Source organism: Aeromonas sp. Y293-4 (genome assembly GCF_027705905.1).
GTDB classification, from domain to species: domain Bacteria; phylum Pseudomonadota; class Gammaproteobacteria; order Enterobacterales; family Aeromonadaceae; genus Aeromonas; species Aeromonas veronii.
Map to the genome: position 1 here is coordinate 69,339 of NZ_JAPDCI010000014.1, position 15,303 is coordinate 84,641.

General features: G+C 58.2%; 17 protein-coding genes. 7 read left to right on the top strand and 10 right to left on the bottom strand.

The window, feature by feature from the left end; translation table 11 throughout:
- Position 1 precedes the first annotated feature (1 nt).
- The 6 genes from yidD to OKC31_RS15630 all read right to left on the bottom strand — a co-directional run bounded on the left by yidD (position 2) and on the right by OKC31_RS15630 (position 3,155).
- Positions 2–250 (bottom strand): membrane protein insertion efficiency factor YidD, encoded by a 249-nt coding sequence (gene yidD, locus OKC31_RS15605; RefSeq protein ID WP_075116235.1) that lies wholly within the window; start codon positions 248–250, stop codon positions 2–4.
- A complete protein-coding gene (gene rnpA / locus OKC31_RS15610) occupies positions 217–576 on the bottom strand; it encodes a ribonuclease P protein component (RefSeq protein WP_005342318.1) in 360 nt (119 codons plus the stop codon). The genes yidD and rnpA overlap by 34 nt, the downstream gene beginning before the upstream one ends.
- On the bottom strand, positions 576–710 hold the full coding sequence (rpmH, locus tag OKC31_RS15615; protein ID WP_005307156.1) for a 50S ribosomal protein L34: 135 nt from the start codon (positions 708–710) through the stop codon (positions 576–578). Before rpmH ends, rnpA begins: the two co-directional genes overlap by 1 nt.
- A gap of 270 nt (positions 711–980) precedes the next feature.
- The gene (locus OKC31_RS15620; RefSeq protein WP_005339311.1) at positions 981–1,715 is read right to left on the bottom strand and encodes an amino acid ABC transporter ATP-binding protein; all 735 of its coding nucleotides are present in this window, start codon (positions 1,713–1,715) and stop codon (positions 981–983) included.
- Positions 1,716–1,727: 12 nt separating this feature from the next.
- A complete protein-coding gene (locus tag OKC31_RS15625; protein WP_013724235.1) occupies positions 1,728–2,396 on the bottom strand; it encodes an amino acid ABC transporter permease in 669 nt (222 codons plus the stop codon).
- Positions 2,397–3,155, bottom strand: a complete 759-nt coding sequence (locus OKC31_RS15630) for an amino acid ABC transporter substrate-binding protein (protein WP_005339308.1) — start codon at positions 3,153–3,155, stop codon at positions 2,397–2,399.
- Between the two features lie 311 nt (positions 3,156–3,466).
- On the opposite strand from OKC31_RS15630, the gene dnaA reads away from it, so the two are divergent.
- The 4 genes from dnaA to gyrB all read left to right on the top strand — a co-directional run bounded on the left by dnaA (position 3,467) and on the right by gyrB (position 9,544).
- The gene (dnaA, locus tag OKC31_RS15635; protein WP_216960135.1) at positions 3,467–4,843 is read left to right on the top strand and encodes a chromosomal replication initiator protein DnaA; all 1,377 of its coding nucleotides are present in this window, start codon (positions 3,467–3,469) and stop codon (positions 4,841–4,843) included.
- 83 nt (positions 4,844–4,926) lie between these two features.
- Positions 4,927–6,030 (top strand): DNA polymerase III subunit beta, encoded by a 1,104-nt coding sequence (gene dnaN, locus OKC31_RS15640; RefSeq protein WP_005339306.1) that lies wholly within the window; start codon positions 4,927–4,929, stop codon positions 6,028–6,030.
- Positions 6,031–6,032: 2 nt separating this feature from the next.
- Positions 6,033–7,136, top strand: a complete 1,104-nt coding sequence (gene recF, locus OKC31_RS15645) for a DNA replication/repair protein RecF (RefSeq protein WP_005339305.1) — start codon at positions 6,033–6,035, stop codon at positions 7,134–7,136.
- Positions 7,133–9,544 (top strand): DNA topoisomerase (ATP-hydrolyzing) subunit B, encoded by a 2,412-nt coding sequence (gene gyrB / locus OKC31_RS15650; protein ID WP_247823705.1) that lies wholly within the window; start codon positions 7,133–7,135, stop codon positions 9,542–9,544. Before recF ends, gyrB begins: the two co-directional genes overlap by 4 nt.
- 113 nt (positions 9,545–9,657) lie before the next feature.
- On the opposite strand, the gene OKC31_RS15655 is transcribed toward gyrB, so the two are convergent.
- Complete coding sequence (locus tag OKC31_RS15655) at positions 9,658–10,608, bottom strand: helix-turn-helix domain-containing protein (RefSeq protein ID WP_247823704.1); 951 nt, start codon at positions 10,606–10,608, stop codon at positions 9,658–9,660.
- Positions 10,609–10,699: 91 nt separating this feature from the next.
- Positions 10,700–11,470 carry an MBL fold metallo-hydrolase gene (locus tag OKC31_RS15660; RefSeq protein WP_247823703.1) on the bottom strand — a complete coding sequence of 257 codons (771 nt, stop codon included), beginning with the start codon at positions 11,468–11,470 and terminating at the stop codon, positions 10,700–10,702.
- 280 nt (positions 11,471–11,750) lie between these two features.
- Between OKC31_RS15660 and OKC31_RS15665 the strand changes: the two genes are divergently transcribed.
- Both OKC31_RS15665 and OKC31_RS15670 read left to right on the top strand, forming a co-directional pair.
- Positions 11,751–12,164 carry an Hsp20 family protein gene (locus tag OKC31_RS15665; protein ID WP_005339298.1) on the top strand — a complete coding sequence of 138 codons (414 nt, stop codon included), beginning with the start codon at positions 11,751–11,753 and terminating at the stop codon, positions 12,162–12,164.
- A 92-nt stretch (positions 12,165–12,256) separates the two neighbouring features.
- Positions 12,257–12,697, top strand: coding sequence for an Hsp20 family protein (locus tag OKC31_RS15670; protein WP_123174073.1), 441 nt, complete (start codon positions 12,257–12,259; stop codon positions 12,695–12,697).
- Positions 12,698–12,769: 72 nt separating this feature from the next.
- Here the strand turns inward: OKC31_RS15670 and OKC31_RS15675 are convergent, their stop codons facing one another.
- Entirely contained in the window at positions 12,770–14,020 is a 1,251-nt protein-coding gene (locus tag OKC31_RS15675) for a valine--pyruvate transaminase (protein ID WP_123174072.1), read from the bottom strand.
- A gap of 293 nt (positions 14,021–14,313) precedes the next feature.
- Between OKC31_RS15675 and OKC31_RS15680 the strand changes: the two genes are divergently transcribed.
- On the top strand, positions 14,314–14,547 hold the full coding sequence (locus OKC31_RS15680) for a hypothetical protein (protein ID WP_123174071.1): 234 nt from the start codon (positions 14,314–14,316) through the stop codon (positions 14,545–14,547).
- Here OKC31_RS15680 and OKC31_RS15685 read toward each other — a convergent pair.
- A complete protein-coding gene (locus OKC31_RS15685) occupies positions 14,477–15,301 on the bottom strand; it encodes an AraC family transcriptional regulator (RefSeq protein ID WP_123174070.1) in 825 nt (274 codons plus the stop codon). The genes OKC31_RS15680 and OKC31_RS15685 overlap by 71 nt on opposite strands.
- Between the last annotated feature and the right edge of the window lie 2 nt (positions 15,302–15,303).

Here is a 15,303-nt window from a genome sequence, read left to right on the forward strand (position 1 = left end):
TTCAGTTTCTTCGCTTTGGTTGCGGAACCGGGTCATAACCACCCTCGGATAAGGGATGGCATTTTAATAGACGTTTGCTGGCTAACCAAACGCCTTTTATGAAACCGTGAAGTCGGATGGCTTCTATCGCAAATTGGGAACAAGTTGGGGTAAAACGGCAGCGCGGCCCGAGCAGAGGGCTAATGATTAGCTGATACAGGCGTATCAGTTTGATAGCTACCCATTGCAACGGCGTGACAGGGTGCGCCATAGCTTTTCCAGTAACTTGAACAGTTCCTCGTTATCCATCTCTTTCACACCAGCCTTGGCGATCACCACGATGTCGATAGCGGGCAGCTGATGTTGTTTGAGGCGGAAACTTTCCCGAACCACCCGTTTGACACGATTACGCCAAACGGCACGCTTGAGTGCTTTTTTGGGCACAGCGAGACCAAGACGAGGGTGTTCGAGCGAATTGGGAGAAGCGAGAAGGGTAATCTGCGGAGAGGCGGCCCGGACAGGCTCGGCGAAAACGCGTTTGAAGTGTTCGGGAGTTAACAGACGTAACTCCCGAGAGAAGGTGTGCTGGGTAGGCATTAGACTACCAGGCGGGCACGACCCTTGGCACGACGAGCGGCCAGAACTTTACGACCGTTGGCAGTTGCCATGCGGGCGCGGAAACCGTGAGAGCGCTTGCGCTTCAGGTTGGACGGTTGAAAAGTACGTTTCATGATTCGATTCCGTATTTCTGTACAGTTTTGATTGTCACACTTAGCCGACGCGCCAGCTATAGCGTGTGACGACTAGCAAAAGAGGCCGAATTCTAAACAGAGTTCGGCTTTTAGTCAATCCGCCGTTCCCTCTCATCCTGCCATGGTCTTGAAAAGGCCACTGCCGAGCGTGAGGATCCAGAGGATCAAGGGCTCCGGATTATACTGGCAACCCGGGGTTAAACAAGGGATCCCTCAATAAAAAAGGCGGCCAGGCCGCCAAAGAGAGAGCTATTTAAGGACTTTCCGCAAGAACTCCCGGGTACGGGGATCCTTGGGATCGACCAATATCTGATCCGGCGGGCCCTGCTCGACGATCCGCCCCCCTTCCATGAAGATCACCCGATCGGCAACATCACGAGCAAATTCAATCTCATGGGTCACCACCACCATGGTTTGGTGTTGGCGGGCCAACTCTTTCATCAGTCCCAAAACCTCGTCGACCCACTCGGGATCGAGAGCCGAGGTGGGCTCGTCAAACAGGATCACCTTGGAGTGTGCCGCCATGGCGCGACCAATGCCGACCCGCTGCTGCTGGCCGCCGGAGAGGGAGGCCGGATAGGCATCCTGCTTGTCGGCGAGGCCAATGTCCTTGAGGATGCCGAGCGCTGTAGCGCGGGCCTCCGCTTTTGGCTGCTTCCAGACGGTGATCAGCCCTTCGGCGATGTTGTCGAGCGCCGTCTTGTTGGCAAACAGGGCGTAGTTCTGGAACACGAAGGAGGCCCGTTTGCGCAGCTCGATCGCCTGCTGTTCGCTGGCCTTGGCCAGATTCAGCTCAAGATCGTCGATGGCCAGGGTGCCCGCATCCGGGGTCTCCAGCAGGTTCAGGCAGCGCAACAGGGTCGACTTGCCGGTGCCGGAGGGACCGATAATGACGACAATTTCCCCCTTTTTGACCTCCAGATCGATGCCGTTGAGCACCTGATTGCCGTGATATGCCTTGGAGAGGCCGGTTAGCTTGATCATGAGAGCCCTCCTTTAATAGGCACGGTTGAGACGAATTTCCAGCAGATGCTGCAAGCGGGTAAAGAAGATCACCACTACCCAGTAGATCAGCGCCACCGCCATAAAGCTCTCGAAGAACTTGAAGGAGGAGGAGGCTTCCATTTGCGCCTTGCCCATGATCTCGGCCACCCCCAGCGTGAATGCCAGCGAGGTACTCTTGATCATGTCGATGAAGTAGTTCATCAGCGACGGGGTGGCGATACGGGCCGCCTGCGGCAGGATGATCCGCTGCATCGCCTGATAACGGCTCATGCCGATACTGAGCGCCGCTTCCATCTGGCTTTTGTGAATGCCGAGGATGGCTGCGCGGATCGACTCGGCCATGTAGGCGGCGAAGTGCAGGGTCAGACCGACGATGGCGGCGGTAAAGGCATCCATCCCCACGAAGATCGGGAACAGCTGCGGCAGTCCGTAGTAGAGCAGGAACAGCTGAACGAGTAGCGGTGTACCCCGAAAGAACGAGATATAGAGCATCGCCAGCCAGTGAATCGCAGGGACGCGAAACACCCGTACTATCGCCAGGGCCAGCGAGAGTACGAGTGCCAGCACGAATCCCCACAGGGCCATTTCCATCGTGGTGCCCAGGTATTTGAGCAGGATGGGAAACAGCCCCAGCGTGTATTCGAGGTCAAATTCCATCATTTATTTGTCGGTGATGTCGGAAGCGAACCATTTCTCGGAGATCTGACGCAGGGAGCCATCCTTGCGCATGGCGGTCAGGGCCTCGTCGACCTTCTTCAGCAGCGCCTGTTTCTCCGGGGTCTTCAGGAAGGGCAGGGCGTTCTCGATAGTCTCGAACGGTGCGCCAGCCTGTTGCAGCGGCAGCTTGGACTCTTTGATCAGTTGGGCGGTGGAGACGCGGTCCATCACGAAGGCATCGATGCGACCCAAGGCAACATCCTGCTCGAAGGCGGAGTCATAGGTGCGGATATCGATCTTCTTGTTCGGGTCGTTCTTGCGCAGCAGCTCTTCGAAGTTGGAACCCAGGTTCACGGCCACCTTCTTGCCTTCCAGATCCTTGATACCGTGGATGGTGCTGTTGCCCTTGCGTACCACGATCTGGGCGCCGTCATAGACGTAAGGCTGGGAGAAGTCGTACTTCGCCTTGCGCTCGTCGGTGATGGTGATCTGGTTGGAGATGGTGTCGATGCGGCCGGTTTCCAGCATGCCGAACAGGCCGGAGAAGCTGGCGGTCACGAATTCGACCTTGTAGCCGGTGCGCTCGCCGATCTGGTTCCACATATCCACTTCAAACCCTTGCAGCTTGTCCTGCTTGACGAAGGTGAACGGGAAATATTTGCCAGACATGCCGACCTTGATGGTCTCCTGGGCGATGGCCTGACCGGACAGGGTGGCGAGCAGGATGGCTGCGCCGGAAATAAGCTTGATGGAAGTTTTCATGGGGTTTCTCTCTCTCAATGTCTTGTATTTGTAGTTGTAATAACTGCTTTGGCGCTGATGTTATTGGAATAAAATTTAAAAAATAAATGACATTTGGTTATATGAAATAACAGGAGTGCAGCACGAGATCCGCCAGTTGCAGCAGTGGATCAAGCTGTGGGTAACTTTGGGGATGAAAGATGATCCGGAGGCGCTGGATCCTTGAAAGTCAAGGATCTTATTTGCTGGATCCGCGGGGTCACGGCTGGAGATCCGGCGGCTAAAAACGTAGAATAGCCGGTCTTTAGTTAATCAATCGACAGGAGTTTAGAGTGACTGCTTCGCTATGGCAGCAGTGCCTTAACCGGCTGCAAGATGAGTTGCCCTCGGCAGAATTCAGCATGTGGATCCGGCCGCTTCAAGCGGAGTTGAGTGACAATACTCTGACCCTGTATGCACCGAATCGCTTCGTTCTGGACTGGGTACGAGACAAGTACCTCATCCGGGTGAACGGCATCATTAACGAACTTTGCGGGGTCGATGGCCCCGCCCTGCGTTTTGATATTGGCAATCGTCCCCACCCCGTCACCGTCGCTGCAAGCAGAGCGCCGGTACAGGGTGCCGCGCCTGTGAATAACTTGCAGAAGAGCTGGGAAAGCAAGGCTGAAGCCAAGCCCGAGCCGAACCACAAGAGCAACACCAACGTGAACTATACCTTCGAGAATTTCGTCGAGGGTAAGTCCAACCAGTTGGCGCGTGCTGCTGCCCGTCAGGTAGCGGACAATCCGGGTGGTGCTTACAACCCGCTGTTCCTCTATGGCGGCACTGGCCTTGGTAAAACCCACCTGTTGCACGCCGTTGGCAATGCCATCAAGGAGAGTAAAAAAGATGCCAAAGTCATCTATATGCACTCCGAGCGGTTTGTTCAGGACATGGTGAAAGCGCTGCAAAATAACGCCATTGAAGAGTTCAAGCGTTACTACCGCAGTGTCGATGCCCTGCTCATCGATGACATCCAGTTTTTCGCCAACAAGGAGCGCTCCCAGGAGGAGTTCTTCCATACCTTCAATGCCTTGCTGGAAGGTAACCAGCAGATCATCCTGACCTCGGATCGCTATCCGAAGGAGATCAACGGTGTCGAGGATCGCCTCAAGTCCCGCTTCGGCTGGGGCCTGACCGTGGCGATCGAACCGCCGGAGCTGGAGACCCGCGTCGCGATCCTGATGCGCAAGGCAGACGAGAACCAGATCCATCTGCCGGACGAAGTGGCCTTCTTCATTGCCAAACGTCTGCGATCCAACGTCCGTGAACTGGAAGGCGCCCTCAACCGGGTGATCGCCAACGCCAACTTCACCGGCCGTGCCATCAACATCGATTTCGTGCGCGAAGCGCTGCGCGACCTGTTGGCACTGCAGGAGAAGCTGGTCACCATCGACAATATCCAGAAGACGGTGGCGGAGTACTACAAGATCAAGCTGGCGGATCTGCTCTCCAAGCGTCGTTCCCGCTCCGTTGCCCGTCCGCGCCAGCTGGCGATGGCACTGGCCAAGGAGCTGACCAACCACAGTTTGCCGGAGATAGGTGATGCCTTTGGTGGCCGTGACCACACTACCGTTCTTCATGCCTGCCGCAAGATCGAGCAGCTGAAGGAGGAGAGTCACGACATCAAGGAGGACTATTCCAACCTGATCCGTACCCTTTCTTCCTGATAACGGAATCGAGTGGACAGATGCAGCGCGAATATTCCAACCTGATCCGAATCTTTTCCTCCTAATCACAACGGAGAGCACAGATGCAGCTCGAAATTAGCCGTGAGGCCCTGTTACGTCCTCTGCAACTGGTGTCCGGCGCCCTCGGCGGCCGACCGACCCTGCCGATCCTCGGCAACGTGCTGCTTGATGTCAGCAACGGTCTGCTGTCACTGACCGGTACCGATCTCGAAGTAGAGATGATCGGTCAGGTCTATCTGAACGGGGCCAGCGAAGATGGCCGCACCACAGTACCGGCGCGCAAGCTGCTGGATATCTGCCGTGGTCTGCCGGAAGGCGCCGAGATCCGTCTCAATACCGAAGGCGAGCGCCTGATCATCCGCTCCGGTCGCTCCCGCTTCAACCTCTCGACCCTGCCGGCGACCGAGTATCCGAACATCGAGGATTGGGAATCCGTGCTCGAGTTCGATATCAGCCAGCTGGAGCTGAAGAAGCTGATCGATGCGACCCAGTTCTCCATGGCCAGCCAGGACGTGCGTTACTACCTGAACGGCATGCTGTTCGAGAGCGAAGGTCACGGTCTGCGCACCGTGGCGACCGACGGCCACCGTCTGGCTACCTGCCGCCGCGAGGTAGTTGGGGAATCGCTGCCCGATCATCAGGTTATCCTACCGCGCAAAGGGGTACTGGAGCTGGTGCGTCTGCTGGAGGCGGAAGACAAGCCGGTGCGGCTGCAGATCGGTCGCAGCAATCTGCGTGCAGCCCTCGACGGCTTCATCTTCACCTCCAAGCTGGTTGATGGCCGCTTCCCGGACTGGCGCCGCGTCATTCCGCGCAACAGCGACAAGGCCCTGATCGCCGGCCGTGAGGATCTGCGTCAGGCGTTTGCCCGCGCCGCCATCCTCTCCAACGAGAAATTCCGTGGGGTGCGTCTCAATCTGCAGGAAAACCTGCTGCGCATCACCGCCAACAACCCGGAACAGGAAGAAGCCGAAGAGCTGCTTGACGTACAATATGCCGCTGGCGAGATGGAGATCGGCTTTAACGTCTCTTATGTGCTCGACGTGCTGAATACGTTAAAATGTGACCAAATTCGGATTAGCCTGAGCGATTCCATCAGCAGTGCCATTATTGAGGATTTTGAACATCAGGATGCTCAGTACGTGGTGATGCCGATGCGGATCTAGTCGTGTCCCTGGTCAAACTCCAGCTCAGCGACTTTCGCAATATCCAGCAAGCCAGTCTCAAGCTGTCGCCCGGCCTCAACATTCTGGTCGGGTGCAATGGCAGCGGCAAGACCAGCGTGCTGGAAGCCATTCACTACCTTGGTCTGGGGCGCTCCTTTCGCACTCATTTGACCGGGCGGGTCATCCGCCAGGGGGAGAGGGCATTTACCCTGTTTGCCCAGTGCGAGCTGGAGGGACGTCAGGTACCGATCGGTCTTGCCAAAGACAAGAGTGGCGAGACCCAGCTCAAGATTGCCGGGGCGCAGGCCCAGCGGCTGGCCGATTTGGCGGAGCTGTTGCCGGTGCAGTTGATCCATCCCGATGGTTTCAACTTGCTGACGGGCGGGCCTCAGGCTCGCCGTGCCTGGCTCGATTGGGGTGTTTTCCATCAGGAGCCGACCTTCTTTGCCCTCTGGGGACGAGTGCGGCGGCTGCTGAAACAGCGCAATGCGCTGTTGCGCCAGAGCACCCAGTACCGCCAGCTGGCGTTCTGGGATCAGGAATTGGTGCGGCTGGGTGGTGAGCTGGCCGAGTTTCGCGCCAGTTATTGTCAGGCCATTACGCCCCTGATCAAGGAGATGACGGCGGATTTTCTGCCGGAATTCGATATCAGTCTCGGCTTTTACCGGGGCTGGGAGAAAGATACTCCCCTCGGCGATCTGCTGGAGGCGGGGTTTGAGCGGGATCGGGCGCTGGGCTATACCGGTGTCGGTCCACAGAAAGCCGATGTGCGCCTCAAGGCGAACGGGGTACCCGCTCAGGATATTTTGTCCCGGGGTCAGCTGAAGTTGCTGGTCTGCGCCATGCGACTGGCCCAAGGGCTCTATTTGAATCAACATAGCAGCCGTGGCTGTATTTTTTTAATTGACGATTTTGCCTCTGAACTGGATGTCGACAAGCGCCGCTTGCTGGCCGCAAGACTGAAGCAGTGTGCGTCCCAGGTGTTTATCACCGCCATCGACACCGGTCAGCTCGCAGACATGATGGATGCGAATGACTGCAAGTTGTTCCACGTGGAACAGGGTAAAATCTCCGAAACGTTAGAGAAGGCAGAGAGTAAGCTATGAGTGAAAATACTTACGACTCCTCGAATATCAAGGTGCTGAAGGGCCTGGATGCGGTCCGCAAGCGCCCGGGGATGTATATCGGCGATACGGATGATGGCTCGGGTCTGCACCACATGGTGTTCGAGGTCGTCGATAACTCCATTGACGAGGCGCTCGCTGGCTACTGCTCCGATATTCAGGTCAAGATCCATTCCGATGGCTCCGTCTCCGTGCGCGATAACGGCCGTGGTATTCCGGTCGATATTCACCCGGAAGAGGGCCGCTCCGCCGCAGAGGTCATCATGACCGTGCTGCACGCTGGCGGTAAGTTCGATGACAACTCCTACAAGGTATCCGGCGGCCTGCATGGCGTGGGTGTCTCCGTCGTTAACGCCCTCTCTGACAAGCTGTTGCTGACTATTCGTCGTAACGGCCACGTCTACGAACAGACCTATCATCTGGGTGAGCCACAGGCGCCGCTCAAGCAGATTGGCGACAGCACCGGTACCGGTACCGAAGTTCGCTTCTGGCCGAGCCCGGCCATTTTCAGCGATACCCTGTTCCACTACGAGATCCTGGCCAAGCGCCTGCGCGAGCTCTCCTTCCTCAACTCCGGTGTCTCCATCCGTCTGCAAGACGAGCGTGATGGCCGCGAGGCGCATTTCTGCTACGAGGGTGGCATCAAGGCATTCGTTGAGTACCTGAACCAGAACAAGACCCCGATCCACCCGAAGGTGTTCCATTTCACCACCGAGCAGGATGGTATTGGCGTTGAAGTGGCGATGCAGTGGAACGACGCCTATCAGGAAGGGGTCTACTGCTTCACCAACAACATCCCGCAGCGGGATGGTGGTACTCACCTCGTTGGCTTCCGTACCGCGCTGACCCGTACTCTGAACTCCTATATGGACAAAGAGGACTACAGCAAGAAGGCCAAGTCTGCCGCCAGTGGCGACGACGTGCGTGAAGGTTTGATTGCCGTTATCTCCGTCAAGGTGCCGGATCCCAAGTTCTCCTCCCAGACCAAAGACAAGCTGGTCTCTTCCGAAGTGAAGACCGCAGTTGAGCAGGCGATGGGTGAGAAGTTGGCGGACTTCCTGCTGGAAAACCCGGGCGATGCCAAGATCGTGGTCAACAAGATCATCGATGCGGCCCGTGCCCGTGAAGCGGCCCGCAAAGCCCGCGAACTGACCCGCCGCAAAGGTGCGCTGGATATCGCCGGTCTGCCCGGCAAGCTGGCTGACTGTCAGGAAAAAGACCCGGCTCTCTCCGAACTCTACATAGTGGAAGGGGACTCTGCTGGCGGTTCCGCCAAGCAGGGTCGCAACCGTAAGAACCAGGCCATCCTGCCGCTCAAGGGTAAAATCCTGAACGTGGAGAAGGCCCGTTTCGACAAGATGATCTCCTCGCAAGAGGTGGGCACCCTGATCACCGCACTGGGTTGCGGTATCGGTCGCGACGAGTACAACCCGGACAAGCTGCGTTATCACAACATCATCATCATGACCGATGCGGACGTCGATGGTGCGCACATCCGAACCCTGCTGCTGACCTTCTTCTATCGTCAGATGCCGGAAATCATCGAACGTGGCTACGTCTACATCGCCCAGCCGCCGCTCTACAAAGTGAAAAAGGGCAAGCAGGAGCAGTACCTGAAAGACGAAGACGCGCTGCTGCAGTACCAGACCGCCATGGCGCTGGACGGAGCGACCCTGCACGTCAACGAGTCTGCCCCGGCCATCGGTGGCGAGGCATTGGAGCGTCTGGTCAATCAGCACCGCTCGGTGACTCACCTGATCACCCGCATGTCTCGTCGTGCGCCGGAAGCCGTGCTGACCCAGCTGATCTATCAGCCGGAGTTGAACGAAGCGCTGCTGAACAGCGAGAGCGATCTGCTGGCCTGGTGTCAGGGGATGGAAGCCGTGCTCAACGAGAGCAACCACGGTATCCAGTACCAGATCCAGGTTCGTCGTGACGAAGAGCGCAGCCTGTACGTGCCGCACGCCGTGGTACGTCAGCACGGTGTCGATCGCGAATATCCGCTCAGCTACGACTTCCTGCAGTCCGGTGAGTACCGTCAGTTGGTTTCGCTGGGCAAGGAGATCGCCAACCTGATCGAGGAAGGTGGTTTCATCAAGCGTGGCGAGAAGGTCAAACCGGTTGCCAACTTCGTGGAAGCCGTCGAGTGGCTGATGGGCGAAGGCAAGCGCGGCATCTACATCCAGCGCTATAAAGGGCTGGGTGAGATGAACCCGGACCAGCTGTGGGAAACCACCATGGATCCGGAAGCCCGCCGCATGCTGCGCGTCACCATCGACGACGCCGTCGGCGCTGACCAGCTCTTCTCCACCTTGATGGGTGATGCCGTTGAGCCCCGTCGTGATTTTATCGAGACCAACGCTCTGCGCGTGGCCAACCTCGACGTTTAATCGACACTGTCAGCTCGATATAAAAATAGCCGCTCCCTGTGAGCGGCTTTTTGTTTTTGGGCGGAGTAGGTGGCACGTTCCACGTGAAACATCGTGCTTTGGTATCAGAGGTTTTAGCCACGAAAAGATCGTCGCCACTCGCTGGGGGAGATGGCAAAGCGGGCTCGAAAGTGATTGCGCAGGGAGGTGGCACTCTTGAAGCCAACCAGCTCGGCAATGCGATCGATGGAATGGCCGCTTACCTCCAGCAGCTCCTGACTGCGCCTGAGCCGCTCCGCCAGCAGCCATTCACCCACCGAGAGGCCGGTAGCCTGATGAAAACGGCGGGTAAAGGTGCGGCGGCTCATCAGGGTGTGGGCCGCCAGAGAATTCAGGGTGTGGGGTTCGGCCAGATGGGCACGCAGGTGATCGAGCAACTGGTTCATCCTGACATCGCGGGTGGAGGCGGGCACCGGCTGCTCGATAAACTGGGCCTGACCCCCTTCCCGGTGGGGCGGGATCACCAGCCGCCGCGCCACCTTGTTGGCGATGGCTGAGCCGTGGTACTGGCGCACCAGATAGAGGCTGCAGTCCAGCCCGGCGGCAGTGCCTGCCGAGGTGACCAGCCCATCGTCATCCACATAGAGGGCGTTGGTATCGAGCTGCACGCAGGGAAAGCGGCGGCAAAAATCCTGCTCGTACTCCCAGTGGGTCGATGCCTTGCGACCATTGAGCAGCCCGGCGTAGGCGAGCACATAGGTGCCGAGACAGAGCCCGACCAGTCGGGCACCTCTGGCTTTGGCGGCAATCAGGGCATCGAGCAGCGCTGCAGGTGGCCGTGCTGCCGGGTCGTGCCAGAAGGGGATGACGATGATCTCCGCCTCGGCCAGCACCTCCAGCCCATGGGGAGCCTGAATGGTGAAGCCTTGCGCCGAGTGTGAATGAGGGTTGCCATCGCCGCAGCAGATCTTGAGCTCGAACAGCGGCTGGCCCGGCAGGATGTCGCCGAAGATGAGGCAGGGGACGGCGCAGTGAAAAGGGCTGAAGTGATCGAAGGTCACCACGGCAACGATCGGGGTGGTCATGGTGTAGGCTCCTCTCTGCGCTCAGACCACTCATCATAAGCGTTCGGTAGTGAAAGCCGAAGGGCCATGTCTGGCATGGCCCTCCTGCGGGTCACAGCGATATCGCCTCGCCATCTTCTGGCACCCGTACCCGATCCATCATGCCCCGTACCGCCAGATAGTCGCGCAGCTCTAGGCGTGACAGCACGGCGTGGTTGACCGCCTCCATATGGCTGGCGATCAGCGTGGCTTGCGGTGCGGCCTGATAAACGGCGGCGACATCCTCCTTGCCCATGATGATGGAACCGAGCCCGGGCACCTGTGCATCGCCACAGTTGAGGATGATGACCTCGGGTTGATGCTGTTGCAGGGCTTGCTCGACCCGGGGATGCCAGATGGTGTCACCGGCCAGATAGAGGCACTGTTCATCGGGGTGGGAGAAAACCACGCCGCATACCTCTCCCATGCGCTCGCCCAGTACCGCCATCAACGGGTCGCTGCCGTGCTGGCCACCGGTCTGCTGCAGGCGAATGCCGGCAAACTCGGGCTGGTCGCTCAGCAGCCGCACATCCTCAAAGCCACTGGCACGAATGGCATCGGCATCTTTTTTATGTTGTACCAAGAGCGGCAGATGTTTGGGGATCAGGGCTCTGGCGGCGTCATCCCAGTGGTCAGGGTGATCGTGAGTGACGATCACGGCGTCCACATCGACCAGCTCATCGATCGGTAGCGGCAGCTCGACCAGCGGATTGCGCAGCTGGCTGTTGGCGGTGCCCTCAAAGCCGGGGAAGGCTCCCTTGGCCGAGAGCATGGGGTCGATCAGAAAGCGGGTGCCGGCATAGTCGAGCAGCAAGGTGGCGTTACGAACCTGGGTAATCTTCATGAGATGGCTCCATGTTGGCTGGTGGATATGCAACCAATTATGGGAGACGGAGCGCATTGCCATCAGTGGCCCACGGGTCGATTATCATCACTATCGGGCCAACAGGTTGATGTTCTACAGGTCGGTGCGGCCATTTAAAAAATTTGAAAAAATCCCCTTGAAAGGAAAAAGTGAGCCCCTATATAGGTAACAAGGCCGGAACGCTCGACAGAGGTTTCGACCAGGCGCCCGTCCATAAGGAGGGCAAAAAATCCGTTATCGCTCACAAGAGGGTAATACTATGCGTTCTATCGACTTTTCTCCGCTCTATCGTTCTGCCATCGGTTTCGATCGTCTGGCCAATCTCATCGAATCTGCGGCCAGCAATGGCAATGCCGGTTATCCCCCCTACAACATCGAGCAGTTGGGTGACAACGACTACCGCATCAGCATGGCGGTGGCGGGCTTTACCCAGGAAGAGCTGGAGCTGAGCTTCCAGGAAAATCTGCTGACGGTGAAGGGCAACAAGCAGGCCGACACCGGGCGCAACTATCTCTATCAGGGGATTGCCGAACGTGGTTTCGAGCGCCGCTTCCAGCTGGCCGACTATGTGCGGGTGAAAGGGGCCGACCTGAAAAACGGCTTGCTGCACATCGAGCTGGTACGTGAAGTGCCTGAGGCGATGAAGCCGCGCAAGATCGAGATCAACGGCTGATAGCCTGAATTCACTGAAATTTTAAAATTTCCCGGGTGCCGATGACGGGCCTGTGGAGAGTTGAACCTGTTGCTTATTAGAAGGATAGGATTATGCGTAACCTCGATTTTTCTCATCTCTATTCCAACGCCGTCGGCTTCGAGCGGATGGCCCGTGAGCTGGAAGGTCTGTTTGAGCAGAAGACCGCCGCTTACCCCCCGTACAACATTGAGAAGCGCGATCAGGATGGCTATCGCATCACGGTCGCCGTGGCTGGCTTCGAGCGCGAAGAGCTGGAGCTGGAGACCGAAAACGGCACCCTCAAGGTGAAGGGGCGCAAAGGGGCTGCGGCCGGTGAGCGTCAGTTCCTCCATCAGGGGATTGCCGAGCGTGACTTCGAGCTCGCCTTCAAGCTGAGCCAGCACGTGGAAGTGCAGGGCGCCAAGCTGGAGCATGGTCTGCTGACCATCGATCTGGCACGCGAACTGCCGGAGGCGCTCAAGCCCCGCGCCATCCGGATCGGCAAACCCGAGCAGCTGGCGCTGCCCGGCTAAGCAAACCGGATCGCGATAAACAACAAAGGCCTGCATCTGCAGGCCTTTCTGTTTTTGTATCGCTGGATTGGATTAACCAGCGTAGAGGGCGTTGATTTCATCGGCCAGAATGGCGATGCCGCGACGCACCTGCTCCTCGCTCTGGGAGTAGTTGAGGCGGATGCACTCCTGGCTGTGGCGCCACTCGGGGTCATCGATACCGGGGAAGAAGTAGTGACCCGGTACGATCAGCAGGTTTTTCGCCTTCAGTCGCTCATAGAGCTCCTGACAGTGGAGCGGCAAGCCTTCAAACCAGAGCCATAGGAAGAGGGCGCCTTCCGGCTTGTGGATATGGAAGCGCGGGTCGGGGATCGCTTCGCGCAGCAGCTGCACCGCCAGCTCCGCCTTCTGCTGATAGAAGGGCTTCACCACCTGTTCGCTGAGGGCAATGATATCGCCGCTCTCGATCATCGGGATGGTGATGGCAGGCCCCAGACTGCCCGGTGCCAGATTGATGATGCCGCTGAGGTTGGTGATGGCCTGGATGATCTTCTCGTCGGCAATGACGATGCCGCAACGGGTGCCCGGCAAACCCAGCTTGGAGAGGCTCATGCAGAGGATGGTGTTGGCGTTCCAGAACGGCTTGGCTTCGCTGAAGATGATGCCCGGGAAGGGAACTCCGTAGGCGTTGTCGATCAGCAATGGGATTCCCTTGTCGTGGGCGATCTGATCGAGATGTTCGATCTCTTCGTCGGTCAGCACGTTGCCGGTGGGATTGGTCGGGCGGGAGACGCAGATCACCCCGATATCGTCGCCCACCTGCAGGCTCTCGAAATCCACGTGGTATTTGAACTGGCCATCGGGCAGCTTCTCGATGGTGGGCTTGTAGGCCACGAAGTAGTCGTCGGCCAGCGCCGAGTCGGCATAGCCGATGTATTCGGGGGCGAGCGGGAACAGCACCTTCTTCTTGCGGCCATCGGCAAATTCACCGGCCAGCAGGTTAAACAGGTAGAAGAAGGCATTCTGGCTGCCGTTGGTCAGGGCGATATTGCGAGCCGAGATATCCCATCCCAGCTCCTTGCTGAGCAGGGCGGCCAGCGCCTTGGTGAACCTGTCTTTGCCCTGGGGGCCATCGTAGTTGGCCATCGCTTTGACCAGCTCGCCGTTGTCGAGCAGGCTCTTGGCCTCGGCCTGAAAGCGTTCCAGCATGGCGGGGATGGGGGCCGGATTGCCGCCACCCAGCATGATGGCGTCCGGATTGGTCAGCCCCTGATTGAGGTCATCCATGAGTTGGGTAATGCCGGCGTGGCGAGTGAACTTCTCGCCGAACAAGGAAAATTCCATTCAGTGACAGATCCAGATTTGAGTTACGGGGATGTAGCACCATAGCTCAGTTTAAAAGTGGGTGTCGATCAAAAAGATGGGACGTTCCACGTGGAACATGGTGCAAAAATCAAGCGTGGTTAAAAGCACCAACTGTTGGTTTAAAAATGACCGAGCGGAATGCATTTTGCGACTCAATTTGGTATTGCAAGAGGGTGAATTTAAACAAAATCATCATGTTATGTATTGTGTGAGGATTGGCACAACAATTGGAATAGCTATCTGGTCATCTCAACCATACCGGAGCAAACCAGATGAAAAGCCTGATCGCCACCCTGATTGTGAGTGCCATGAGCTTGAACGTGATGGCCAACGAGAACCCGCGGCCCGAGCTGGAGAGTGCTCAGCTGGAGCGGGATGTGCAGAGCGAGTTGCAGCAGGCATCCCATGCCGTGGTGCAGGATGCGCTCCACAACCTCAAGCCGCTGGCGCTGGATACCCTGGTGGTGGAGGCGAGTCAGGCAGTGGCGACTCACCCCGAGAGCTGAGATAGCGCAGGGGAGTCTGCCCCGTATGTTGTTTGAAGAAGCTGATAAAGGCGCTGTCGCTGGAGAACTCCAGCGCAGCGGCAATCCGGCTGATGGGCTCGCTTTCTGCCAGCAGCTCCATGGCGCGCAACAGCCGCCACTGCTGACGCCACGCCTGGTAGCTCATGCCGGTCTCCCGCATAAAGATGCGGCCAATGGTCTTGTCACTGGCACCTACCCGTTCGGCCAGCCGGTTGAGCCGATCGGGCAGGGCATCTCCCCGTTTTAACTGCTGTAGCCAGCCGCCCAGTCTGGGATCGGTCGGCAGCGGCAACTGCCACGACTCCCGCGGTGCCAGCCCCAACTCCTCCATAAACAGTGCTACCGTCCGTTGCTGCTGCTCTTGCGGTTTATCCCATGGCCAGAGCGCCATCCGCTCGATCAGTTCGTGCAGCAGCGGATTGACCGCCAGCACCTCCACCGTGCTGGGCAACTCGGGGTGCGGCTGGAAGTAGAGGGATCGGTAGGCGACGACACCGCGCATCAGTACCCGATGGGCGGTGCCCGCTGGCAGCCAGGCGGCGCGGGTGGGCGGCAGCAGGCAGACTCGGCCTTCCAGCTCCATGGTCATGCAGCCGGATTGGGCGAACAGCAGCTGATGGCGCTGATGCTGATGCAGACCCGAGTCGTGCCAGCCGAGGGCGGAAGCAATGCCGATCACGCTGCCCGTCAGCTGGTCGGGGTCAAAAGGGTGATCGGGAAGAATAAAGGCCATAT

Excerpts from the sequence above, each read along its gene's own strand:
- OKC31_RS15685 (WP_123174070.1), bottom strand. The coding sequence starts at position 15,301 with ATGGCCTTTATTCTTCCCGATCACCCTTTTGACCCCGACCAGCTGACG.
- dnaN (WP_005339306.1), top strand. The coding sequence starts at position 4,927 with ATGCAGCTCGAAATTAGCCGTGAGGCCCTGTTACGTCCTCTGCAACTG.
- rnpA (WP_005342318.1), bottom strand. The coding sequence starts at position 576 with ATGCCTACCCAGCACACCTTCTCTCGGGAGTTACGTCTGTTAACTCCC.
- OKC31_RS15630 (WP_005339308.1), bottom strand. The coding sequence starts at position 3,155 with ATGAAAACTTCCATCAAGCTTATTTCCGGCGCAGCCATCCTGCTCGCC.
- OKC31_RS15675 (WP_123174072.1), bottom strand. The coding sequence starts at position 14,020 with ATGGAATTTTCCTTGTTCGGCGAGAAGTTCACTCGCCACGCCGGCATT.
- yidD (WP_075116235.1), bottom strand. The coding sequence starts at position 250 with ATGGCGCACCCTGTCACGCCGTTGCAATGGGTAGCTATCAAACTGATA.
- OKC31_RS15660 (WP_247823703.1), bottom strand. The coding sequence starts at position 11,470 with ATGAAGATTACCCAGGTTCGTAACGCCACCTTGCTGCTCGACTATGCC.
- OKC31_RS15625 (WP_013724235.1), bottom strand. The coding sequence starts at position 2,396 with ATGATGGAATTTGACCTCGAATACACGCTGGGGCTGTTTCCCATCCTG.
- gyrB (WP_247823705.1), top strand. The coding sequence starts at position 7,133 with ATGAGTGAAAATACTTACGACTCCTCGAATATCAAGGTGCTGAAGGGC.
- OKC31_RS15680 (WP_123174071.1), top strand. The coding sequence starts at position 14,314 with ATGAAAAGCCTGATCGCCACCCTGATTGTGAGTGCCATGAGCTTGAAC.
- OKC31_RS15655 (WP_247823704.1), bottom strand. The coding sequence starts at position 10,608 with ATGACCACCCCGATCGTTGCCGTGGTGACCTTCGATCACTTCAGCCCT.
- OKC31_RS15620 (WP_005339311.1), bottom strand. The coding sequence starts at position 1,715 with ATGATCAAGCTAACCGGCCTCTCCAAGGCATATCACGGCAATCAGGTG.
- OKC31_RS15670 (WP_123174073.1), top strand. The coding sequence starts at position 12,257 with ATGCGTAACCTCGATTTTTCTCATCTCTATTCCAACGCCGTCGGCTTC.
- rpmH (WP_005307156.1), bottom strand. The coding sequence starts at position 710 with ATGAAACGTACTTTTCAACCGTCCAACCTGAAGCGCAAGCGCTCTCAC.
- OKC31_RS15665 (WP_005339298.1), top strand. The coding sequence starts at position 11,751 with ATGCGTTCTATCGACTTTTCTCCGCTCTATCGTTCTGCCATCGGTTTC.